The organism is Brevundimonas balnearis (genome assembly GCF_042434805.1).
Taxonomy (GTDB): Bacteria; Pseudomonadota; Alphaproteobacteria; order Caulobacterales; family Caulobacteraceae; genus Brevundimonas; species Brevundimonas balnearis.
On the sequence record NZ_JBHLSW010000003.1, the window covers coordinates 83471 to 105775 of the forward strand.

Genomic DNA, 22305 nt, shown 5'->3' on the forward strand with positions numbered 1-22305 from the left:
GCGCGGACCGAGCTCGTCTGACGCACGTCAGGCGGGCTCGGCCTCCAGCCGCTTGTCGAGGTAGGCGCCGACGCGGGTCTCGACCGCCGGCAGATGGTCCTGCCAGAAGTGGCTGGCGCCCTCCTCGAGCTCGTAGTCGATGACGATGCCCTTCTGGGTGCGCAGCTTGTTGACCACGCGCTCGACCTCGATGGTCGGCACGATGGTGTCGGCGGTGCCGTGCAGGAACAGGCCCGAGGCCGGGCAGGGGGCCAGGAAGCTGAAGTCGTACATGTTGGTCGGCGGGCTGACCGAGATGAAGCCGTCGGTTTCGGGCCGGCGCATCAAGAGCTGCATGCCGATGTAAGCCCCAAACTGATAGCCGGCGACCCAGGTCTGGCTGGCCGCGGGGTTCTGGGCCTGGAGCCAGTCCAGGGCGGTGGCGGCGTCGGCCAGCTCGCCGATGCCGGAGTCGAACTCGCCCTGGGACTTGCCGACCCCGCGGCTGTTGTAACGCAGGGTCGCGAAGCCGCGCTTCACGAACAGCTGGTACAGGGTCACCGCCACCGGATTGTTCATGTGCCCGCCCGCCTTCGGGTGCGGGTGCAGGATCAGGGCGATCGGGGCGTTCGGGCGCTTGCCGGGGGAATAGCGGCCTTCGATGCGGCCCGAGGCGCCGGGCAGGATGACTTCAGGCATGGACGGGCGGGGATCCTGTTCAATCTCAGCCGAAAGGGCCGGCGAATACTTGACCGCCCAGGTCGGACTTTCTAAGTCCCGCCTGCGCGCCTCGCCGCCGGTCCGGAGCCGGGGGCCATAGCAGACCGTTTTGCGGAGCGCACGATTTTTGAGGTCTCCATGCGTCTGTCGACCAAGGGAAGATACGCCGTCATGGCCATGGCCGATCTGGCCAAGAACGGCCGCGCGCCCGACGGCGACCGCGCGGTGTCGCTGGCCGAGATCGCGGCGCGGCAGGAAATCTCCCTGAGCTATCTGGAGCAGCTGTTCGCGCGGCTGAGGAAGGCCGGGCTGGTCAGGAGCGTGCGCGGGCCGGGCGGCGGCTACCGACTGGCCAAGACCGCGGCCGAGACCGTGGTGTCGGAGATCGTACTGGCGGTCGATGAGCCGATCCGCGCGACCCGCTGCCTGGCGCCCGCCTCGCCGAAGGGCTGCATGCTGGGCGGCGAGCGGTGCATCACCCACAACCTGTGGCAGGACCTCGGCGACGAGATCCATCGCTACCTGTCCAGCGTGTCGCTGGAGGACATCGTCATGAACCGCACCCGTCGTCGCGGACCGGTGACGGCCGACGCCGGGATCGGCGCGGGGGTGGCGGCGTGAGCGTCTATCTGGACTACAACTCCACCGCCCTGGTGCGGCCCGAGGTGCGGGACGCCGTGGCCGAGGCTCTGGCGGAAGGCGGCAATCCGAACGCCGTCCATGCGCTTGGTCGGCGCGCGCGGGCGCGGGTCGAGACGGCGCGGGCGAAGATCGCCGACCTGGTCGGGGCGGACCCGACCGCCATTGTCTTCTCCTCCGGCGGCACGGAATCGAACGCCCAGGGGCTGGCCAGCGCGCTCGCCGCGGGCTGCGAGCGGGTGATCGTCTCGGCGACCGAACATCCCTGCGTGGCCGAGGCGGCGGCGGTGTCCGGCCGCCCGGTCGAGGTCATCCCGGTCGACGGCCAGGGGCTGATCGATCTCGACTGGCTCGGCGAAGCGCTCGCCCGCCCGGGCCGCGCCTTCGTGGCCGTCCACCACGCCAACAACGAGAGCGGCGCGATCCAGCCGATCGCCGAGGCGGCGGCGCTGGTTCGAGCGGCGGACGGCTGGCTGCACGTCGACGCCATCCAGTCGGCGGGCAAGATCCCGGTCGACATCCGGGCGCTGGACGCCGACACCCTGACCCTGTCCGGCCACAAACTGGGCGGGCTCCAGGGGGTGGGCGCCCTGGTGCTGAAGGACGGCCGCTCGGCGGTGAGGATCCTGCACGGCGCCGGACAGGAGCGGGGCCTGCGCGCGGGCACGGAGAACACGCCGGGCATCGTCGGCTTCGGCGTCGCGGCGGAGTGCGCCGCGCGGGACCTTCACGCGCACGCCCATCACGTCGCCTGGCGCGACGCGGCCCAGGCGGCGGTGAAGGCGGCGGGCGCGACGATCATCGCCGAGGCCGCGCCGCGCCTGCCCAACACCCTGTTCTTCGCAGTGTCGGACTGGGAAAGCCCGCAGCAGCTGATCACGCTGGACCTGGCGGGCGTCATGGTGTCGGCGGGGTCGGCCTGCAGCTCGGGCAAGACCAAGCCGTCCAAGACCATCACGGCCATGGGGCTGGAGCGCTTGGCGACCGGCGGCGTGCGCGTCTCCGGCGGCTGGGGCACGACCGAGGACGATTGGTCGCGCTTCGTTACGGCCTGGACGACCGCATATGCGAAGCATCGCGCGCGCGTCGGACAGCGCGAGAAGGAAGTCGCCTAACCCATGGCCGCCGTTAAGGAAACCATCGACACGGTCGCGGAGCTGGAGCGCTACAAGCACGGCTTCGTCTCCGACATCGAGCAGGAGTTCGCCCCGCCCGGACTGAACGCGGAGATCATCCGCTTCATCTCCGAGAAGAAGGGCGAGCCCGGCTGGATGCTGGACTGGCGCCTGGCCGCCTTCGAACGCTGGCAGGCGATGGAGCCGCCGACCTGGGCGGCCGTGTCCTATCCGCCGATCGACTATCAGGCGCTCAGCTATTACGCCGCGCCCAAGCAGAAGGTGGCGCCCAAGAGCTTGGACGAGGTCGATCCGGAGCTCTTGGCCGTCTACGCGAAGCTGGGCATTCCGCTGAAGGAGCAGGAGGTGCTGGCGGGCGTGGAGGGCGCGCCGCGCGTGGCGGTGGACGCCGTGTTCGACAGCGTCAGCGTCGTCACCACCTTCAAGGCGGAGCTGGCCAAGGCCGGCGTCATCTTCATGTCCATCTCCGAGGCGCTGCGCGAGCACCCGGAGCTGGTGCGCCGCTACCTGGGCTCGGTCGTGCCGGTGTCGGACAACCATTTCGCGGCGCTCAACAGCGCGGTCTTCTCGGACGGGTCTTTCGTCTATGTGCCGCCGGGCGTGCGCTGCCCGATGGAGCTGTCGACCTACTTCCGCATGAACGCGTCGGGCACGGGCCAGTTCGAGCGGACCCTGATCGTGGCGGACAAGGAGGCCTATGTCTCCTACCTCGAGGGCTGCACCGCCCCGATGCGCGACGAGAACCAGCTGCACGCCGCCGTGGTCGAGATCGTGGCGCTGGACGACGCGGAGGTGAAATACTCCACCGTCCAGAACTGGTACCCCGGCGACGCGGAAGGGCGGGGCGGCATCTACAACTTCGTGACCAAGCGCGCCGACTGCCGCGGCGACCGCTCAAAGGTCAGCTGGACCCAGGTCGAGACCGGCTCGGCCATCACCTGGAAATACCCGTCCTGCATCCTGAAGGGCGAGGAGAGCTCGGGCGAGTTCTACTCGATCGCCATCACCAACGGCCGCCAGCAGGCGGATACCGGCACCAAGATGATCCACCTGGGCAAGAACAGCCGCAGCCGGATCATCGCCAAGGCCGTGTCGGCGGGACGGTCGGATTCCACCTATCGCGGCCTGGTGTCGGTGCATCCGAAGGCGACGGGGGTGCGCAACTTCACCCAGTGCGACTCCCTGCTGATCGGCAAGGAATGCGGCTCGCACACCATTCCCTACATCGAGGCCAGGAACGGCTCGGCCCAGATGGAGCACGAGGCGACGACGACGCGCCTTTCCGAAGACCAGCTGTTCTACGCCCAGCAACGTGGCTTGAGCGAGGAGGAGGCGGTGGCCCTGCTGGTCAACGGCTTCGTCCGCGACGTGCTGCAGGAACTGCCGATGGAGTTCGCGGTGGAGGCCCAGAAGCTGGTGGCGATCAGCCTCGAAGGCTCGGTCGGATAATCAAAGAAGAACAATGCTCAAGATCGAAAACCTCCACGTCGCCGTCGGCGACAAGCCCATCCTCAAGGGCCTCTCCCTCGACGTGCCGGCGGGCGAGGTGCACGCCGTCATGGGGCCGAACGGGGCGGGCAAGTCGACGCTCGGCTACGCGCTGTCGGGTCGGCCCGGCTATGAGGCGACCGAGGGCGCCGTGGCCTGGCGCGGCGAGGACCTGCTGGCGCTGGAGCCGGCGGAGCGCGCGGCGAAGGGCGTCTTCCTGTCGTTCCAATATCCGCTGGAGATCCCCGGCGTGCCGGCCATGACGTTCGTGCGCACGGCGCTGAACGCCCAGCGCCGGGCGCGCGGCGAGGACGAGGTCTCGGCCCCCGACTTCCTCAAGCGCGTGCGCGAGGCGGCCAAGGCGCTGCGCATGGACTTCGACATGCTCAAACGTCCTTTGAACGTCGGCTTCTCCGGCGGCGAGAAGAAGCGGATGGAGATCCTGCAGATGGCGCTCTTGGAGCCGTCGCTGCTGATCCTGGACGAGACGGATTCGGGCCTCGACATCGACGCCCTGCGCATCGTGGCCGACGGGGTGAACGCCCTGCGCTCGCCCGAGCGGGCCATGCTGGTGATCACCCACTATCAGCGGCTGCTCGACTACATCAAACCGGACCGGGTGCACGTGCTGGCGGCGGGCCGGATCGTGGCGTCGGGGGGTCCGGAGCTGGCGCTGGAGCTGGAGGCGGAAGGCTACGACAAGTTCCTCCCGGCGGCGGCGTGAGCGCGCTGATCGACCTTCGCGATCCGTCGTCCTTCCCAACGCGCCGGGTCGAGGCGTGGAAGTACACCGACGTGCGTCGTTACCTGCGCGCGGCGCCGCCGCCGTCGCCGGAGGGCGAGGTCGCGCCGGCCGGGCCGTTCGCGGCGCTGACCGGCGAGGAGACGGCCGTCGTCAACGGGCGGGGCGCGGATCGCATCACGGTGACGGGCGAAGCCGTGCGGGCGCTTCGCTTCGTGTCCACTGCCGACGGCGCGGGCCATCAGGCGGAGGTGGCCGTCGATGTGGCCGCCGGAGCGTCGCTGCTGCTGCTGGAAAGCCACGAGGGACGGGCGGCGGGCTATGTCTCGAACGTCCGGCTGAGCCTGACGCTCGGCGCGGGCGCGACGGCGACGCGCATCGTGCTGGGCGAGGACGCGGCCGACGCCCTGGCCTTCGTGCGGGCCGAGGTCGTTCTCCAGCCCGGCGCGACCTTCAACCAGACCACCGTCACCTCCGGCGCCAAGCTGCAGCGGTTCGAGACCCACGTCCGGCATCCCGGCGAGGGGGGCGGCGTGCGCCTGGACGGGCTCTACGCCCTGACCGGCGAGCGGCATTCGGACCTGACCAGCGTGGTCACCCACGCCGGGCGCGACGGCCTGACCAGCCAGCTGACCAAGGGCTCGGTGCGCGACACCGCGCGCGGCGTGTTCCAGGGCAAGATCGTAGTGGAGCGCGGCGCCGACGGCACCGACGCGCGCATGGGCCACCACGCGCTGATCCTGTCGGAACGGGGCGAGGTCGACGCCAAGCCGGAGCTGATCATCTACGCCGACGACGTGCAGTGCGCGCATGGAAACACGGTCGGGGCGCTGGACGAACAGGCGCTGTTCTACATGCAGTCGCGGGGGCTTCCGGCCGACGAAGCGCGGGCGTTGCTGACCCAGGCTTTCCTGATCGAGGTCGTGGACCGGATCGAGCACGAGGGCGCGCGAGAGGTGGTGCGGACATGGCTGGAGACGCGGCTGTGAACATTCCTCCCCCGCAGAGCGAAGCGGCGCCGGGGAGGGGGACCGCCGGAACGGCGGTGGAGGGGGCGACCCCAACCGCCGTGCCCGCCGTCGCCCCCTCCACCACTTCGTGGTCCCCCTCCCCCGGTGGGGGAGGAAATGGGGCGTTCGATCCCCACGCCGCTCGCGCCCACTTCCCGATCCTGTCGCGGCAGGTGAACGGGCGGCCGCTGGTCTATCTGGACAACGCCGCGTCGGCGCAGAAGCCGCGCGCGGTGATTCAGGCCATGACGCGGGCGATGGAGGGGTCCTACGCCAACGTCCACCGGGGCCTGCACAGCCTGGCCAACGAGACGACCGAGGCGTTCGAGGCGGCGCGGGCGTCCGCGGCGCGGTTCCTGAACGCAGAGAGCCCGGCCAATATCGTCTTCACCAAGGGCGGGACCGAGGCGATCAACCTCGTCGCCCACGGGCTCGGCGCCTCGCTGCGGCCCGGCGACGAGATCGTCCTCAGCCAGATGGAGCACCACTCCAACATCGTGCCCTGGCACATGCTGCGCGAGACCCGCGGCGCCGTGGTGCGGTTCGCTCCGGTGCTGGACGACGGGTCGCTGGACATGGCGGCGTTGAAGTCTCTGATCGGCCCCGGCACGCGGGTGGTGGCCATCACCCACATGTCCAACGTGCTGGGCACGGTGAACCCGATCCCGGAGATCGCCGCGATGGCCCATGCGGTCGGCGCGCGTCTGGTGGTCGACGGCTGCCAGGGCGCGGTGCACTGCGTGTCCGACGTCCAGGCGCTGGGATGCGACTTCTACGTCCTGACCGGCCACAAGCTCTATGGACCGACCGGCATCGGCGCGCTGTACGGCACGACAGAAGCGCTTGAGGCGCTGCCGCCCTGGCAGGGCGGCGGCGAGATGATCGAGACGGTCACGGAGGAGGGGGTCGCCTACGCCCCGCCGCCGGCCCGGTTCGAGGCGGGCACCCCGCCGATCCTGGAGGCGATCGGCCTGGGCGCGGCGCTGGACTGGTTCGACGGCTTCGACCGGCACGCGGTGGCGGCCCACGAGCGGGCGCTGTACGACCACGCCCGGGAGCGTCTGGCGGGTCTGAACTGGCTGAGGGTGCTGGGCGAGGCGCAGGGGAAGGGCGCGATCCTGACCTTCACCGTCGAGGGCGCCCACGCCCATGACGTGGCCCAGATCATGGACCGCTACGGCGTGGCGGTGCGGGCCGGCCTGCACTGCGCCGAACCGCTGGCGCGCCGTTTCGGGGTCAGCTCGAGCGCGCGGGCCTCCTTCGCCCTATATAACACCCTGGAGGAGGCGGACGCCTTCGTCGATGCGCTGATCAAGGCGCGCAACTTCTTCGCCTGAGACCATGACCGACGCCATCACCGACAGCCCCGAGTTCGCCGACAGCTGGGACGCTCCTCAGCAGAGCGCCCTGTCGCAGGACGAACTGGCGCGCCTGACCGACGAGATGATCGCCGCGCTGAAGACGGTCTACGACCCGGAAATCCCGGTCGACATCTATGAGCTGGGGCTGATCTACAAGGTGGACGTGAGCGACGACCGGGACGTGGTCATCGACATGACCCTGACGGCGCCCGGCTGTCCGGTGGCGGGCGAGATGCCCGGCTGGGTCGAGGACGCGGTTCGCAAGATCGACGGTCTGGGCCAGATCCGTGTCAACCTGGTCTTCAATCCGCCGTGGGACCCGTCCAAGATGAGCGACGAGGCCAAGCTCGCGCTGAACATGTTCTGAGCCCATGACCGATCTCGCCGCCGCCACGCCCAGACCGCGCCGCCCCCGCCCCAAGGTCGTGACCCTGACCGAGGCCGCGGCCGAGCGCGTGCGCGAGATCATGGAGGGCGCGGATCGGCCCTATGTCGGTCTGCGCGTCGGCGTGAAGAACGGCGGCTGCGCCGGGCAGGAGTACACCCTGGCCTATGCCGAGGCCGTCGAGCCGCTGGACGAGGTGGTCGAGGACAAGGGCGTCACCGTCCTGATCGAACCCAAGGCGGTGCTGTTCCTGATCGGGACGGAGATCGACTTCGAGACGACGAAGCTCGCCTCAAGGTTCGTGTTCCGTAATCCGAACCAGACCGACGCCTGCGGCTGCGGCGAAAGCGTGACGATCGTCCCGGCGGCCGGCGCCTGACGCCCAGGCGCCGGCCGCCTTCAGACGCGCTCGAGATACCGCACCGCGTCCGCGTCCCGCGCCGACAGGTCGGGATAGTCCGGGTCCGACCCCACGTCCGGCACGCGCCGCCAGGAGCGGGCGCACTTCGGATGGTCCGCGGTGCGGACATCGACGGCGATCGTCTCGCCCGGCGTCAGCTCCGCACCCGAGGTGCGGAACACCTCCGCCGCGTCCAGGCCCTCGAACGCGGCCATCGCCTCGGCGGGCAGGGTGACGGCGGGCCAGGCGTCCAGCGCCCCGCCGATCCGCTTGTCGCGACGCGCGGCCTCCAGGGCCTCGTTGACGACCTCCAGCACCGCCTCGATGCGGCCCCAGCGCTCAGCCTCGGCCGCGTTCTCCCACGCCGCCGGGGTGTCCGGGATGACGCGCGCGCAGTTGGTCCCGGCGTCGGGGAAGCGGGTGGTCCAGGCCTCCTCCATCGTGAAGGGGGTCAGGGGGGCCAGCCACGCCGTCAGGCGCATGAACACCTCGTCCATCACCGTGCGGCAGGCGCGGCGGCGGACGGAGTCGGGCCGGTCGCAGTACAGGCTGTCCTTGCGCACGTCGAAGTAGAGGGCCGACAGGTCGTTGGAGCAGAACTCCAGCACCGGGCGCACGACATCCTGGAAGCGGTAGGATCCGTAGGCCCGCCGCACCTGGCCGTCCAGTTCCCACAGCCGGTGCAGGATGAACCGCTCCAGCGGCGGCATCTGCTCCAGCGGCAACCGCTCGGCCGCCTCAAAGCCGTTCAGGGCGCCGAGCAGGTAGCGTACCGTGTTCCGCAGCTTGCGATAGGCGTCGACCGTGGTCTGGAGGATCTGCTTCCCGATCCGCTGGTCCTCGGCGTAGTCGACCAGCGCCACCCACAGGCGCAGGATGTCGGCGCCGGATTCCTTGATCACGACGGCCGGGTCGGTCGTGTTGCCCTTCGACTTGGACATCTTCTCGCCGTTCTCGTCGAGCGTGAAGCCGTGGGTCAGGACCGCCTGATAAGGCGCGCGGCCTCGCGTGCCGCAGCCTTCCAGCAGGTTCGACTGGAACCAGCCGCGGTGCTGGTCGGAGCCCTCGAGGTACAGATCCGCCGGCCAGCGGCTGTCCGCCCGACCTTCCAGCGTGAAGGCGTGGGTGCAGCCGGAGTCGAACCAGACATCGAGAATGTCCTCGACCTTCTCGTACTGAGCCGGGTCGTGGACGCCCAGGAACTCCGTGTCCGGCGTCTCGAACCAGGCGTCGGCGCCGCCGGCCTCGATGGCCTTCAGGATGCGGGCGTCGACCTCCGGATCGTTCAGCGGCTGGCCCGTGTGCTTGTCGACGAACATGGCCAGCGGCGTGCCCCAGGCGCGCTGGCGGCTGATCAGCCAGTCGGGGCGCGTCTCCACCATGGACCGGATCCGGTTCTTGCCCCCCGCCGGGTGGAAGGCGGTGTCGTCGATGGCTCTCAACGCCAGCTCGCGCAGGGTCTCGCCGTCGTCGCCGCCCAGCGGCTTGTCCATGCGGATGAACCATTGGGGGGTGTTGCGGAAGATGACCGGCGCCTTGGAGCGCCAGCTGTGCGGGTAGGAATGCTCCAGCCGCCCTCGGGCGAGCAGGGTTCCCGCCTCGATCAGCTTCTGCACCACCGCCGGATTGGCGTCGCCGAACCGGCCGGTCTTCTTGCCCTCGGTCTCCAGCACCTTCAGCCCCGCGAAGAGAGGCACGTGCGGATAGTAGGCGCCGTCCGGATCGACCGTGTCCGGCACCTCGTGATGGCCGTGGGCCCGCCACACCTCGAAGTCGTCCGCGCCGTGGCCGGGGGCGGTGTGCACGAAGCCGGTGCCGGCGTCGTCGGTCACGTGGTCGCCGGCCAGAAGCGGCACCGAGAAGCCGTAGCCAGGGTGCAGCTCCGCAAGAGGGTGGGCGCACTCCAGGCCCGACGGGTTCAGGTCGTCCAGGCGGGTCCAGGTGGCGATCCTCGCCGCCTTGAAGACCTCCTCGGCCAGCTTGTCGGCGACGATCAGCCGGTCGCCCGCTTTGGCCCAGGGCTCGAACTCCAGCCCCTGTTCCATCGACTGCACTTCGTACAGGCCGTAGGCGATCTCGGGGCCGTAGCTGATCGCCCGGTTGGCCGGGATGGTCCACGGCGTGGTGGTCCAGATCACCACGGCGGGCGTCGCGTGGCGGAAGGCCAGAAGGTCGTCCGGATGGTCGTCGGTCGCTCCCGTGACCGGGAACTTGACCCAGATCGTCGGGCTGACGTGGTCGTGGTACTCGATTTCGGCGTCGGCCAGCGCCGTGCGCTCGACCGGCGACCACATAACCGGCTTTGAGCCGCGATAGAGCTGGCCGCTGGATTTGAACTTGTGGAACTCGCGCACGATCGCGGCTTCGGTGGCGAAGTCCATGGTGGCGTAGCGGCCAGCCCAGTCGCCGATGACGCCCAGGCGCTTGAACTGCTCGCGCTGGACGTCGATCCAGCCCGCGGCGTACTCGCGGCAGGCGGCGCGGAAGGCGGCCTTGGACACCTCGTCCTTGCGCTTGCCCTGGGCGCGGAACGTCTCCTCGATCTTCCACTCGATCGGTAGGCCGTGACAGTCCCAGCCGGGCACGTAATCGACGTCGTAGCCCAGCAGGAAGCGGCTGCGGACCACGAAGTCCTTCAGCGTCTTGTTGAGCGCATGGCCGATGTGGATGTCGCCGTTGGCGTAGGGCGGGCCGTCGTGCAGTACGTACAGGGGCGCGCCGTCGGCCTGGCGTCGCGCCCGCAGACGGCCGTAGAGGTCGCCCCACTGCTCGAGGATCAGCGGCTCCTTCTGGGGCAGGCCGCCGCGCATGGGGAAGGGCGTCTCGGGCAGGAAGACGGTATCGCGATAGTCGCGGGCGGCGGTCGGAGTCTCGGCGTCGGCCATGAGAGGGTCTCGGGTAGCGGGTGATCGGAAAGGGCGACGGTCCCGGCGAGCGCGGGGCGAACCCGGAGGCGCTACGCCGGGCGGCGAATCCCGATCTGGCGAATGCTGACGATCATGGCCGCAGGCTCTAGCAGAGGCCGACGGCGCCGCGCCATCCCTGTTCAGTCCGCGCAGACCGCATGCTAGGCCTTCGACCGGATGTAGAAGGAGGGGCCCGTGACGCGTTCCATCGTCTCCGTGTTGCTGGGGGCCGCGCTGGTCGCCGCATGTTCCGAAGCGGCGCCGCAACCGGATCCTACGGAACAGGCCGAGCCGGCCCCCGCCAGCCGCCGCGAAGCCGCCTATCGCGCCGGCGAGGAGGGGCCCGAGCCGTTCGTGCGCGCCCTGTTCGCCCGGTACGACGCCGCCAATCCCCTGCCTCCCGGAGAGACGCCGCCGCCGGGCCGCGAGCCCCTGTACGGCCGCACCCTGAACGCCATGATCGGCGCCGACCATCGTCAGGCGGCGGGCGAGGTTCCCTACCTGAACTATGATCCGGTCTGCGGTTGCCAGGACGGCGAGATCGCATTGCAGAGCGTCACCGTCACCGAGACCGAGCGCTTCAAGGCCGACGCCCAGGTCGTGTTCACCCGCGACGGAGAGACGATCAACCAGCTCATGAAGCTGGAGCGCGAGGGGCCCATGTGGCGGGTCGTTGACGTCATCCCCGAGGGCGAGCGGCCGCTGACCGAACGCCTGCTCGAGGTCATCGAATAGGCGAAGCGCCCAGCGCGGCGCGCGCGTCCTCGGCGTCCCTGGCGATCTGGGCCTTCAGCGCCCCAAGGCTTTCGAGCTTCATCTCGCCCCTCAGGAAGGCGACGAGTTCCGTTTCGACCGTCTGGCCGTAGAGGTCGCCGTCGAAGTCGAACAGCCAGACCTCCAGAAGCGGCTCGTCCAGAGCGTACATGGGCCGCAGGCCCAGGTTGGCGACGCCGTCGAGGACCCGACCGTCCGGCAGCCGCGCACGCGTGGCGTAGACGCCGTAGGCGGGCCGCATGTAGTCGCCCAGGCGGATGTTCGCGGTGGGGACGCCGATCGTCCGGCCGCGCTTGTCGCCGTGAATCACCTCGCCCTCGATCGCGAACGGTCGGCCGAGGATGGCGGCGGCGCGGGCCATGTCGCCCGCGTGCACGGCCTCGCGGACGGCGCTCGACGACAGCTTCAGCCCGTCGGGATCGTCCACGCGCGCACAGACGCTGACCGAGAAGCCCAGGTCCGCTCCCTGCCGCTTCAGGGCCTCTGGGGAACCGGACCGGCCCTTGCCGTAGGTGAAGTCGAAGCCGATCGCCGCGTGCGACAGTCCCAGGCCGGTCGCCAGCACGTCGCGGGCGAACGCCTCGTCCGAAAGGGCCGCCATTTCAGCGTCGAACGGTAGAAGGAACAGCGTCTCCACGCCCAACGGCTCCAGCGCGCGCGCCATCTGCTCGGCCGTCATCAGCCGGAACGGAGCCGCGGCGGGCTGGAAGAAGCGGCGAGGGTGGGGGTCGAAGCTGACCACGGCGAGCGGTCGTTCGGCGCGCCCGGCGGCATGACGCGCCTCGGCGATGACCGCCTGATGGCCTCGATGGACGCCGTCGAAGGCGCCGACGGCGGCGGCTGCGCCCTTCAGGTCGGCGGGAAGGTCACGCCACTCGCGGACGATTCGCGTCACGGTCGGCTCAGCGGTTCGCGGGCTTCCGACGGCGCGGCACCCGCACCACGGCGATGCCGTCCATGATCAGCCGGCCCTCGACGAAGCCCTCGCAGTTGAGTTCGACCCGAGCGCTCTCGGCGTCGACGCCGACCACGGTGATCTGGATCCGCACCTGATCGCCGATCCGCACCGGGTAATGGAAGGCCAGCGTCTGGGACACATAGATGGAGCCGGCGCCCGGCAGCATGGTGCCCACGACGGCCGAACCGAAGGCGGCCGACAGCAGGCCGTGCGCGATCCGCCCCCGATAGGCGGTCTTGGCGGCGTAGGCCTCGTCCAGATGCACCGGGTTGAAGTCGTCCGACGCCTCGGCGAACAGGCGGATTCGATCCTCGGTGACGTCGACGATCTTCTCGGCCGCCATGCCGACGTGAAGCTCCTCCAGGATGTAGCCGCCGGAGGGATGGGCTGAGACCAGTTCGACCATGAGCGGGCTTTAGCGACCCCGGCCCCGCTTGGCGAGCCTCACCAGACCAGATCCAGCGTGGCGTAGCGGGCATGGGCGGTTTCGGCCGCAAGCAGCGCCTGCGCCCGATCAACGTCAACCATCCCGTCGGGACCGCGCGCCTGATCGCCGTGGATGCCGGCGGCGACGAACAGGCAGTCGAGCCCTTGTCGGTTCGCGCCCAGCACGTCGGTCACAACGCCATCGCCGACGCAGAGCACGCGCGAGCGATCCAGACGCCCTTCGAGGAGGCGATCGGCTTCCTTCAGGGCGAGGTCGTAGATGGGCCCGAACGGCTTGCCCGCCATGACCACGCGCCCGCCGAGCGATTCGTACAGGTCGGCGAGGGAGCCGGCGCAGTAGATCAGCCGGTCGCCCCGCTGAACCACCCGATCCGGATTGGCGCAGACCAGCTCGAGCCCGCGCTGCGCCGCCGGCGTCAGGCGGTCTCTATAGTCTTCGGGCGTCTCGGTGGTGTCGTCGTAAGGGCCGGTGACCGAGATGAAGCTGGCCTGGTCGCCGCTCTTCACCGTCAGCACTCCCGTCCCTTCATAGAGGGGGGCGTCTCGTTCGGGGCCGATCGCCCAGGCCGGGCCGGGGGCGCGACGGGACAGCTCGGCCCGGGTGGCGTCGCCGGAGGTGACGAAGGCCCGCCAGGCCGAGCGCGGGACGCCCAGCTGGTCCAGCTGCGCCACCACGTCCGATGAGGGACGCGGCGAGTTGGAGATCAGGACCACATGACCCGAGGTCTCGTTGAAGCGGGTCAGGGCCGCGCACGCCTCGGGGTAGCTCTCGCGCCCATTGTGGATGACGCCCCAGACGTCGCACAGCAGCACGTCGTAGTCGGCTGCGACCTGGCCGAGGCCGGAGAGGGCGGTGAGCTGTATCATGGCGCGCAGATAGGGCGCCCGGCGGCCAAGGTCGACCCCGCTTCAGCCGTAGCGACGCCGCTGTTCGGCCGTGCGCAGGGTGGAGCGGAGAAAGTCGGAGGGCGGGTCCGTCTCGGCGAGCACCTGCTCCTTGATGGCGCGGGGTTCGCCGAACAGGTGGCCCTGGCCGAAGGCGACGTCGAGCTCGAGGATGTCGATCACCTGGCGCTCGGTCTCGACTTTTTCCGCGATCAGCTGGACGCCGTAGCGCTCGGTCAGGGCCGCGAAGTCGGCGGCGCGGATGTCGGGCATGGAGGGCAGGGGGGCGCCGCCGTCGAGGTCCAGCAGCTGTTCGATCAGCAGCTCGGCCGCCACCTTGATGAAACGCACGTCCGACCGCTGCAGATCGGCGAAGTCCAGGTCGAGCGTCTGGACCTTGTCGAGCGAGAATCGGAAGCCGAGGTCCGCCAGCTTAGCCATGTTGCGCGCCTCGATCGCGCCGCGCGCGTCGAACGTCGCCTGTCCGAGCTCGAAGATCAGCGACTGGGCCAGGTCGCGGTTCTGGCTGAGGAAGGCCAGGAACTCGGGGAAAAAGGTCTCGTCCCCGAGCGACGCGAGCGAGATGTTGCAGAACACCCCGACCTTCCTGTCCTCGCGGGACAGCCGCCGCACGATCTGGGCGCAGCGGAAGAGCAGCAGGTTGTCGATCGCCGGAACCAGGCCCTCGCCCTCCGCGACCGACAGGTACTCCGCCGGCATCATCACCCGGTCATCGGCGTCGCGCAGGCGCGTGAAGCTCTCGTAGAAGACCGTCCGCCGCTGGGGCAGGGTCACGACCGGCTGCAGATAGAGGTCCACCCGGTTCTCGGCGAGCGCGTCATGCACGGTCTGAAGCAGGGCGTTGGACTGCTGGCGACGGCGCCCCTCGTCGCTGCGGGGGTCGTGCAGGGGGGCGACCGACAGGCGCTGGTCGATCGAGGCGCTCATCTGCTGGACAAGGTCCTCCAGCATGCGAACCTCGCCGGTCAGGCTCTCGGCCTGGCTCAGCGCGCCCTTCTCGATCGCTTCGCCCAGTTCCGCGACGGCGTTCTGGGTCGCGTCCATGGCGTCGGCGAGCAGCCGGTGCGCTTCCCGGACCGCCGCCAGTTCGGCGCGCAGCGCCCGCGCCGAGAGGGCCTGGCCCGCCATGGCGTGCAGCGCGGTCAAGAGGGCGCCGGCCCCCAGCGCGCCTGCCGTCGCGGCCCCCACGCCGAAGCCCGCGCGCCACAGGAAGGCGCCGACGGTCAGCGACAGGAACGCATAACCGCAGAACAGGAACAGGGTGGTCAGACTACGCATCACGGGCGTTCGGGCCTTCCCCGAATGGATTCGGCGCAGTATCCGACGAGAATCGCCCGGCCGCCAGCGCCGGGGTGAAGGCGACGGAAACGGAAGGACGCCCGCCAATGCAGCTCTTCGACCTCACCGGCAAGTCGGCGATCATCACGGGCTCGTCCCGGGGGATCGGCAAGGCCATCGCCGAGCGACTGGCCGAGCACGGCGCCCAGGTGGTGATCTCGTCGCGAAAGGCCGGCCCCTGCGAGGAGGTCGCCGCCGAGATCAACGCCAGGTACGGCGAGGGCCGCGCGATCGCAGTTCCGGCCAACATCGCCTCCAAGGAGGACCTGCAGCGGCTGGTCGATGAGACCAACGCGGCGTTCGGCAAGGTCGATATCCTGGTCTGCAACGCCGCGTCCAATCCCTACGCCGGGCCGATGGCGGGCATCTCCGACGAGCAGTTCGACAAGATCCTTCAGAACAACGTCGTGTCCAACCACTGGCTGATCCAGATGGTCGCGCCGCAGATGCTGGAGCGGAAGGACGGGTCGGTGATCATCGTGTCGTCGATCGGCGGATTGCGCGGCAACGCCCTGATCGGCGCCTACAACGTGTCCAAGGCCGCGGACATGCAGCTGGCGCGCAATCTCGCCGTCGAGTGGGGGCCGTCGAACGTGCGGGTCAACTGCATCGCGCCGGGTCTGATCCAGACGGACTTCGCCCGCTATCTGTGGGAGAACCCGGAGATCCTGAAGGTCGCGACCGACCCCGCCCCGCTGCGTCGCATCGGCCAGCCCGACGAGATCGCGGGCGCGGCCGTCTATCTTGCCTCGCCGGCCTCGTCCTACATGACCGGCCAGACGCTGGTGGTCGACGGCGGCATCACCATCGCGTGGTGAAGCCGAGTTTTCGCCAGGACCTGGTCTGGCGGCTGGAGGCGGCGGCCTTCGCCGGCTTCGTCGCGCTGATGCGTCTGCTCGGGCTAGAGCGCGCCTCGGCCTTCGGCGGCTGGCTGCTGCGGCGGCTGGGCCCGATGACCGGGACGCACCGCACGGTCATCCGCAACCTCCGCATCGCCTTCCCGGAGATGACGACCGACGCGCGCGAGACGCTGGCGCGGAACGCCTGGGAGCAGACGGGTCGGTCCTTCGCCGAGACCGCGATCATGGATCGGCTGACGCCCGCGTCGGGCCGCATCGAGATCGTCGGCGGCGAGCGCTTCGAGGCGATCCGGCAAAGCGGCCGCCCCGTCGTGTTCGTGTCCGGTCATCTGGCCAACTTCGAGGTCATGGCGGCCTGTATCGTGGCGGCGGGCATCCCGTGCCAGATCACATATCGCCCGACGAACAATCCTTACGTCGATCGCCAGATCCGGGCGGCGCGGGCCCGCTATGGGGTCCAGCTGTTCGCTCCGAAGGGCGGCGACGGGGCGCGCGAGCTGCTGGCCGGGATGGCGCGCGGCGAGTCCGTGGCGCTGATGAACGACCAGAAGTTCTCGGAAGGCCCCGAGGTGACCTTCTTCGGCCATCCCGTGAACGCCGCGCCGGGACCGACCCGGCTGGCGCTCAAGTTCGGCACGGTGCTGCAGCCCCTGTCGGTGGAGCGCCTGCCCGGCGTGCGCTTCCGCTTCCACGTCCATGACCCGATCGAGGTGGGCGGGAGCGGCGACCGGTCGGCCGACATCCGGCGCGGGGTCCAGGCCGTAACCAGCTTCGTGGAGGAGCGGGTGCGGCACGCCCCCGTGGACTGGTTCTGGGTCCACAAGCGCTGGCCCGACAAGGTCTATGCGGCGCTGGACGCCTCGTCGAAGGTCGCGGGGGCCGTCTGAGCGTCCGTCGAGCGGCGAAACGGCCCGGCGTAGCTGGCTCGCGTCACCCTGCGGCGGCACGGGCCGAAATAGTCGTCGGTGCGGATGAAGGGGCGCGGGCGGAACACGACCGCATGGATGCGCTCAAGCATCGCCTTGGCCGTGATCGGCTTGACGACGAACTCCGTCACCCCGGCGTCGCGCGCCTCCTGAACCCGGCTGCGTTCGGAATGCCCGGTCATCATGATGATGGGCAGATAGGGGTTCGGGCTCTGCTCGCTGTTGCGGATCAGTCGGGTGAACGCCACCCCGTCCAGCGGGAACATGTTGAAGTCGACGATCGCGAGGTCGGCCGGGAAGTGGCGCATGACCTCAAGCGCCTTGGCTCCGTCATCGACCTCCTGGATGACCTTGGCGCCCGCCGATTTCAGGATGGCGCTCGCGATCGTCCGCATGTGCGGATTGTCGTCGACGAGAAGGATATGGAGAGCGGCCAGGCCGGACATGCGAAACTCCGAAACTGTCGCCATTCATTGGAGAAATTGGTTTACGAGGCGTGAGTTTCAGATCGCCGCCGGCCGCCCGACGAGCAGCGCCGGGTTCATCTGCCGATCGCGCCATCGCATGCGCCAGCACAGGTGCGGTCCGGTCGCCCGGCCGCTCATGCCCACCGCGCCGATCGTCTGGCCGCGCGCCACCCGCTGGCCGGCGGCAACATCCAGCCGCGACTGGTGCAGATAGGCGGTGATGGCGCCCTGTCCGTGGTCGATCAGCGTCAGCCCGCCCTCGAAGTGCAGATCGCGCTCGGCCAGCGTCACCAGACCGTTCGCCGGCGCCCGGATCGGGCTTCCCATCGGCGCGGCGAGATCGATGCCGTAATGAGGGCGGGCGGGCGTGCCGTTCAGGATGCGCTGCGCGCCCCATTCGCTGGACACTCGCCAGCTGGCCAGCGGCATGTCGAAGCCGTCGCGGAAGGCGTCGTCGCGCGTGCGGCTGGCGAACCCCTCGGTCTTCAGCGCCACCTCGCGGGCGATGCGTTCGAGCAGCACCGGGTCCTGGGGTTCGACGGTCGAGGGCGGCAGGCCGTCGATGCGGCGCAGCGGGAACGCGCCCGGCGCGACGTCGACGGTCCGCCGCGCGACGGATCGGCCCTCCCTGACGACCAGCTCGACGCTGGCGGCGCTGTCGCGGTCCAGTCCGACCAGGAACCATCCTTCGCGCGACGCTGTCGTCAGCGCCTCGCCGTCGACGAACACGGTCGCGAGCGGCCAGGTCCGCCCGATCAGAGCGCCGCCCTGCTGCGCGCGGCCGAACAGGGCCAGGCCCTCGGGATCGTCGGCGGCGCGCGCCGGAACGGCCGCGAGGCCGAGGGCGCCGGCCAGGAGCGAGCGTCGGCCGATCATCGGGTCCCCAGCCTTGAGGCCGCCTCGGTCGGGCCGGCGTAGGCTTCCTGGCGCGAGGCGCTCCAGTACTTCAGCGCCTGGAGCGGAATCGCGCGGCCGCTCACGGCGCAAAGGACCTGACGGCCGGGCCGCAGGACCACGAACTCGCCGTCGCCGTAGTGAAGCTGGGCCAAATCTGCGTCATCGGTCATGGCGGCAGGTTAATGCAGAGACGGCTGGACTAGAACAGCTGTCCCTGACCAGGCGAGGACGGCCTCGGCGCGGACTCCCGACGGGGCGTCCGGGCGGGCGTCGGAGACGTCGCCGACCCGCCGTCGACCGTCGCCGCCGCCGCGCCGTCCGAGAAGACCAGACGCACGCCGTCCCCGGACTTCAGGCCGGCCGCCGCGCGCACCAGGCCGCCGGCCTCGTCGTGAACCCGCGCGAATCCCTGGGACAGCGGCCGATCGGGGTTCAGGCTGTCGAACAGCCGGGCCAGGCGACTGAACCTGTCCGCCTCCCGCGCCGGAACGCGACTCAGGGCCAGGTCGAGGCGGGCGGCCAAGCCCGAGGTCTGCTCACGCCGGCGCTCGATCTGTCGTGTCAGGGCGGCGGGCGTCAGCCGTCCCGCGGCGCGGATCAGCTCGCGCTCATGCACCACCACATTGCGCGCCAGGGCGGCTCCCAACCGGCTGGAGACGAAGTCCAGACGCTGCTGGGGCAGGGCGACCAGCTCCTCGGGCCGCGCCGGCAGGCCGCGCGCGACCGCCCGCAGCCGGGTCCGCCGGTCCTCCAGCAGCCGCGCCCCGGTCCGGCTGAGGCGGCGCTCCAGGTCGGCGAGCCCCGCGCGCAGGTCCGCCAGCACCGGGGTCGCCATCTCCGCCGCGCCCGTGGGGGTGGGCGCCCGCCGGTCCGAGACGAAGTCGATCAGGGTGGTGTCGGTCTCGTGCCCCACGGCGGAGATGACGGGGATGGTCGCGGCCGCCACGGTGCGGGCCAGCGCCTCGTCGTTGAAGGGCCAGAGGTCCTCCACCGAGCCGCCCCCGCGCGCGACGATCACCACGTCCGGGCGGGGGATCGGACCGTCCGATCCCATGGCGTCGAAGCCCCGCACCGCCGCCGCCACCTGGCCCGCCGCCGCCTCGCCCTGGACCACGCAGGGCCAGACGACGACGCGGCACGGCCAACGCTCGGAGATGCGGTGCAGGATGTCCCGCACGACCGCGCCCGTCGGGCTGGTGACCACGCCGATGACGGCGGGGAAGGCGGGGATCGGCCGCTTGCGCGACGGCTCGAACAGGCCTTCCTCGCGCAGCCGGCCCTTCAACCGCTCCAGCTGAGCGAGCAGGGCGCCCGCGCCGGCCGCCTCCATCGTCTCGATGACGATCTGATAGCTGGAACGGGCCGGATAGCTCGTGATCTTGCCGGTGACGATTACTTCCAGGCCGGTCTCCGGCTGCACGCCCAGCCCCCGGACCGAGCCCTTCCAGACCACGCCGTCGATGCAGGCCTTGTCGTCCTTCAGGGTCAGATAGACGTGGCCGGAGGCGTGGCGGTTGACCTTGGAGACCTCGCCGCGCAGACGCACATGGCCGAACCGATCCTCCAGCGTGCGCCTCAGCGCGAAGGAAAGTTCCGAGATCGACAGCGGCGGATTGTTGTCGCGGGGGGGAACCGCGGGCTCGGCCGGACCTTCGAAGACATAGGAGTCGGAGGGCATCGCCGGATGCTAGCCGCCCCGCCGACGGGACGAAACCCGAACCGACGTTCGAAGGAGATGGCATGGCCGCGGACCCGCCCGGAACCGACCCCGCGGATCAGGACCCCCACGAGCGCGATCTGGCGCGCCGCAGCCGCACGCCCGCGCTCTCGCCCTGGCTGGTCGTCGCCTCGATCGTCCTTCTGGCGCTCGCGGCCTACGCCCTGTTCGCGCTTACGGGCTGAGCCCGCCTTGACCCGTTCGCGCCCGCACGTCATTGGCGCGGAATGAATATCCTGCTGGTCGGATCGGGAGGGCGCGAACACGCGCTGGCGTGGAAGATCGCCCAGTCGCCGCTGTTGGAGCGTCTGGTCTGCGCCCCCGGCAACCCCGGCATCGCGCGTCACGCCGAAATCCGACCCGAGATCAGGGCGACGGACGCGGAGAAGCTGGCCAGCCTCGCCCGCGAGATGAGGGCCGACCTCGTGGTCGTCGGGCCGGAGACGGCGCTCGAGGCCGGGCTCGCCGACCTGCTGGCGGCCTCGGGCATCCCCTGCTTCGGGCCGAGCGCCCGCGCGGCGCGGCTGGAGACGTCCAAGGCCTTCTCAAAGGCCTTCATGGAGCGGCACGACATCCCGACGGCGGGTTACGGGGTCTATGAGCGCAAGGCCGACGCCTTCGCGGCGCTGAAGGTGTTCAAGCCGCCCTATGTGATCAAGGCGGACGGCCTGGCTGCGGGCAAGGGGGTGTCGATCTGCACCGAACGCCGCGACGCCCAGGCCGAGATCGAGCGGATGCTGGGCGGTCGCTTCGGGCAGGCCGGGGCCCGGGTGGTGATCGAGGAGTTCATGGACGGCGAGGAGGGCTCGCTGTTCGCCCTCTGCGACGGTCGCCGGGCGATGCTGCTGGGCGGGGCCCAGGACCACAAGCGCGCGTTCGACGGCGATTTAGGGCCCAACACCGGCGGGATGGGCGCCTATTCGCCGGCCCCGGTCTTCACGCCCGAGCTCGTCGAGCGGGCGCGTCAAGAGATCGTGGACACCGCCGTGGCCGCCATGGCGGCGGAGAACACCGCCTATCGCGGCGTGCTGTACGCCGGGCTGATGGCCACGACGGACGGGCCGAAGGTGGTGGAGTTCAACGCCCGCTTCGGCGATCCGGAGTGCCAGGTCCTGATGATGCGCTGGGAGGACGACGTGGTGCCGTACTTCCTGGCCTGCGCGCGGGGCGACCTCACCCGCCTGCCGCCGCCCGAGTTCAGCGGCGACACCGTGATCTGCGTGGTGCTGGCCGCCCAGGGCTATCCCGAGAGCCCGCTGGAGGGGTCGATCATCCGCGGCGCGGACCAGAACTTCGGCCCGAACGTGCAGGTCTTCCACGCCGGCACCCGCCGGGACGAGGAGGGGCTGCTGGTCGCGTCCGGCGGCCGGGTTCTGAACGTCTGCGCTCGGGGTCGCGATATCGCGGAAGCGCGGGAGCGCGCCTATTCGGCGGTCAGGAAGATCGACTGGCCGGGCGGGTTCCATCGCACCGACATCGGCTGGCGGGCGTTGGAGCGCGACGACGCCGAGACCTAGGTCGTCACGCCCAGGCGAACAGCAGCCGCCCCTCGCCCATCCGCTCGCGCAGCGGCTGCAGGTCGGCGTGCGCCACCGAGAAACAGCCGTAGCTGCGGCCCAGCTTGCCCTCGCGCGCCAGGAAGTCCGGATCGGCGTAGTCCGCGCCGTGGACGATGATGGCCCGGTCGCGAGCGAGGTTGTTGGTGTACTCCAGCCCGTCCAGCAGCACGTTGGCCCCCTGCTGCGGCCCCCAGTTCGGACCCGCCGTGGCGTAGGCGCCGACGGACGACATGTGGCTGTCGGGCTCGTTGGAGAAGCGCTCGGCGAAGCCGGTGTGCGCGGGGTCCGAGCCGCGGCCGTGCGTCGTGCGGAACACGGTCACCGCGCCGGAGACCATGTCGACCTCGTAAAGCCGCTCGTCGCCCGAGAACTTCTTGAAGTCCACCAGATAGATGCGGTCGCGGTGCGGCAGCTTGTGGTGATGGATGTCGAGCGCCGCCAGCGCGCGGTCCAGAAGCTCCTTGCGAATCTCGCCGCGCGGATCGACGACGGGACGGCCCGCGTCGCCCACCTGGATCTCGGGGGCGACGGGTTGGGGCGCGGGCGCGAGCGGCAGGGTCGCCGCCGCCGTCTGCGGCGTCTGGGGCGCGGTCGCACAGCCCGCCAGCGCCAGGGAACCGCCCAGAATCAAGCCACGCCTGGAAAGTCGCATGCGACGCCCCTCGCACGATCACCGAAGACGACAGGATG

Annotated in this window: 24 protein-coding genes; 13 read left to right on the top strand and 11 right to left on the bottom strand. The window is 70.4% G+C overall.

The features are described 5' to 3' along the window. Positions 1-27 precede the first annotated feature (27 nt). A complete protein-coding gene (locus ACFFGE_RS01395) occupies positions 28-678 on the bottom strand; it encodes an alpha/beta hydrolase (protein WP_376833567.1) in 651 nt (216 codons plus the stop codon). A gap of 159 nt (positions 679-837) precedes the next feature. Here ACFFGE_RS01395 and ACFFGE_RS01400 point away from each other — a divergent pair, with 159 nt between their 5' ends. Genes ACFFGE_RS01400 through ACFFGE_RS01435 form a run of 8 tightly spaced genes read left to right on the top strand, consistent with a single transcriptional unit; the run spans position 838 to position 7839 of the window. Further along, positions 838-1320, top strand: a complete 483-nt coding sequence (locus ACFFGE_RS01400) for an Rrf2 family transcriptional regulator (RefSeq protein WP_376833570.1) — start codon at positions 838-840, stop codon at positions 1318-1320. Beyond that, positions 1317-2453, top strand: coding sequence for a cysteine desulfurase family protein (locus ACFFGE_RS01405; RefSeq protein WP_376833573.1), 1137 nt, complete (start codon positions 1317-1319; stop codon positions 2451-2453). The genes ACFFGE_RS01400 and ACFFGE_RS01405 overlap by 4 nt, the downstream gene beginning before the upstream one ends. 3 nt (positions 2454-2456) lie before the next feature. Then, positions 2457-3923, top strand: coding sequence for a Fe-S cluster assembly protein SufB (sufB, locus tag ACFFGE_RS01410; protein WP_376833576.1), 1467 nt, complete (start codon positions 2457-2459; stop codon positions 3921-3923). A 13-nt stretch (positions 3924-3936) separates the two neighbouring features. Next, positions 3937-4686 (top strand): Fe-S cluster assembly ATPase SufC, encoded by a 750-nt coding sequence (sufC, locus tag ACFFGE_RS01415; RefSeq protein WP_376833578.1) that lies wholly within the window; start codon positions 3937-3939, stop codon positions 4684-4686. Next, entirely contained in the window at positions 4683-5693 is a 1011-nt protein-coding gene (gene sufD, locus ACFFGE_RS01420) for a Fe-S cluster assembly protein SufD (protein WP_376833581.1), read from the top strand. The genes sufC and sufD overlap by 4 nt, the downstream gene beginning before the upstream one ends. Then, positions 5672-7051: an aminotransferase class V-fold PLP-dependent enzyme gene (locus ACFFGE_RS01425; RefSeq protein WP_376833584.1), complete on the top strand. Its 1380-nt coding sequence runs from the start codon at positions 5672-5674 to the stop codon at positions 7049-7051. The genes sufD and ACFFGE_RS01425 overlap by 22 nt, the downstream gene beginning before the upstream one ends. Positions 7052-7055: 4 nt before the next feature. After that, positions 7056-7442, top strand: coding sequence for an SUF system Fe-S cluster assembly protein (locus tag ACFFGE_RS01430; RefSeq protein WP_376833586.1), 387 nt, complete (start codon positions 7056-7058; stop codon positions 7440-7442). A 4-nt stretch (positions 7443-7446) separates the two neighbouring features. Beyond that, the gene (locus ACFFGE_RS01435; protein WP_376833589.1) at positions 7447-7839 is read left to right on the top strand and encodes a HesB/IscA family protein; all 393 of its coding nucleotides are present in this window, start codon (positions 7447-7449) and stop codon (positions 7837-7839) included. A gap of 20 nt (positions 7840-7859) precedes the next feature. Here the strand turns inward: ACFFGE_RS01435 and ileS are convergent, their stop codons facing one another. Continuing rightward, positions 7860-10745 (bottom strand): isoleucine--tRNA ligase, encoded by a 2886-nt coding sequence (gene ileS / locus ACFFGE_RS01440; RefSeq protein WP_376833592.1) that lies wholly within the window; start codon positions 10743-10745, stop codon positions 7860-7862. Positions 10746-10961: 216 nt separating this feature from the next. Between ileS and ACFFGE_RS01445 the strand changes: the two genes are divergently transcribed. Then, positions 10962-11501, top strand: coding sequence for a DUF3828 domain-containing protein (locus tag ACFFGE_RS01445; protein ID WP_376833595.1), 540 nt, complete (start codon positions 10962-10964; stop codon positions 11499-11501). On the opposite strand, the gene ACFFGE_RS01450 is transcribed toward ACFFGE_RS01445, so the two are convergent. The 4 genes from ACFFGE_RS01450 to tipF are packed head-to-tail and all read right to left on the bottom strand — an operon-like array spanning position 11491 to position 15129. Beyond that, entirely contained in the window at positions 11491-12435 is a 945-nt protein-coding gene (locus ACFFGE_RS01450; RefSeq protein WP_376833598.1) for a bifunctional riboflavin kinase/FAD synthetase, read from the bottom strand. The genes ACFFGE_RS01445 and ACFFGE_RS01450 overlap by 11 nt on opposite strands. Before the next feature lie 7 nt (positions 12436-12442). Next, a complete protein-coding gene (locus tag ACFFGE_RS01455; protein WP_376833601.1) occupies positions 12443-12904 on the bottom strand; it encodes a MaoC family dehydratase in 462 nt (153 codons plus the stop codon). A gap of 38 nt (positions 12905-12942) precedes the next feature. Beyond that, positions 12943-13812, bottom strand: a complete 870-nt coding sequence (locus ACFFGE_RS01460) for a TIGR01459 family HAD-type hydrolase (protein ID WP_376833603.1) — start codon at positions 13810-13812, stop codon at positions 12943-12945. 42 nt (positions 13813-13854) lie between these two features. Continuing rightward, positions 13855-15129, bottom strand: a complete 1275-nt coding sequence (gene tipF / locus ACFFGE_RS01465) for a flagella assembly cyclic-di-GMP phosphodiesterase TipF (protein WP_376833606.1) — start codon at positions 15127-15129, stop codon at positions 13855-13857. 107 nt (positions 15130-15236) lie between these two features. Here tipF and ACFFGE_RS01470 point away from each other — a divergent pair, with 107 nt between their 5' ends. Beyond that, entirely contained in the window at positions 15237-16007 is a 771-nt protein-coding gene (locus ACFFGE_RS01470) for an SDR family NAD(P)-dependent oxidoreductase (protein ID WP_376833609.1), read from the top strand. Next, positions 16001-16936, top strand: coding sequence for a lysophospholipid acyltransferase family protein (locus ACFFGE_RS01475; protein WP_376833611.1), 936 nt, complete (start codon positions 16001-16003; stop codon positions 16934-16936). The genes ACFFGE_RS01470 and ACFFGE_RS01475 overlap by 7 nt, the downstream gene beginning before the upstream one ends. Here ACFFGE_RS01475 and ACFFGE_RS01480 read toward each other — a convergent pair. The 4 genes from ACFFGE_RS01480 to xseA are packed head-to-tail and all read right to left on the bottom strand — an operon-like array spanning position 16891 to position 20017. Continuing rightward, a complete protein-coding gene (locus ACFFGE_RS01480) occupies positions 16891-17421 on the bottom strand; it encodes a response regulator (protein ID WP_376833613.1) in 531 nt (176 codons plus the stop codon). The genes ACFFGE_RS01475 and ACFFGE_RS01480 overlap by 46 nt on opposite strands. Before the next feature lie 57 nt (positions 17422-17478). Then, complete coding sequence (locus ACFFGE_RS01485; protein ID WP_376833615.1) at positions 17479-18318, bottom strand: M23 family metallopeptidase; 840 nt, start codon at positions 18316-18318, stop codon at positions 17479-17481. After that, positions 18315-18509 carry a DUF2093 domain-containing protein gene (locus tag ACFFGE_RS01490; protein ID WP_376833617.1) on the bottom strand — a complete coding sequence of 65 codons (195 nt, stop codon included), beginning with the start codon at positions 18507-18509 and terminating at the stop codon, positions 18315-18317. The genes ACFFGE_RS01485 and ACFFGE_RS01490 overlap by 4 nt, the downstream gene beginning before the upstream one ends. Before the next feature lie 29 nt (positions 18510-18538). Beyond that, positions 18539-20017 (bottom strand): exodeoxyribonuclease VII large subunit, encoded by a 1479-nt coding sequence (gene xseA, locus ACFFGE_RS01495; protein WP_376833619.1) that lies wholly within the window; start codon positions 20015-20017, stop codon positions 18539-18541. A gap of 62 nt (positions 20018-20079) precedes the next feature. Here xseA and ACFFGE_RS01500 point away from each other — a divergent pair, with 62 nt between their 5' ends. Continuing rightward, positions 20080-20241, top strand: coding sequence for a hypothetical protein (locus ACFFGE_RS01500; protein ID WP_376833621.1), 162 nt, complete (start codon positions 20080-20082; stop codon positions 20239-20241). Between the two features lie 42 nt (positions 20242-20283). Continuing rightward, positions 20284-21573 (top strand): phosphoribosylamine--glycine ligase, encoded by a 1290-nt coding sequence (purD, locus tag ACFFGE_RS01505; protein WP_376833623.1) that lies wholly within the window; start codon positions 20284-20286, stop codon positions 21571-21573. Between the two features lie 4 nt (positions 21574-21577). Here the strand turns inward: purD and ACFFGE_RS01510 are convergent, their stop codons facing one another. Next, positions 21578-22267 (bottom strand): murein L,D-transpeptidase catalytic domain-containing protein, encoded by a 690-nt coding sequence (locus ACFFGE_RS01510; protein WP_376833625.1) that lies wholly within the window; start codon positions 22265-22267, stop codon positions 21578-21580. Positions 22268-22305: the final 38 nt, after the last annotated feature.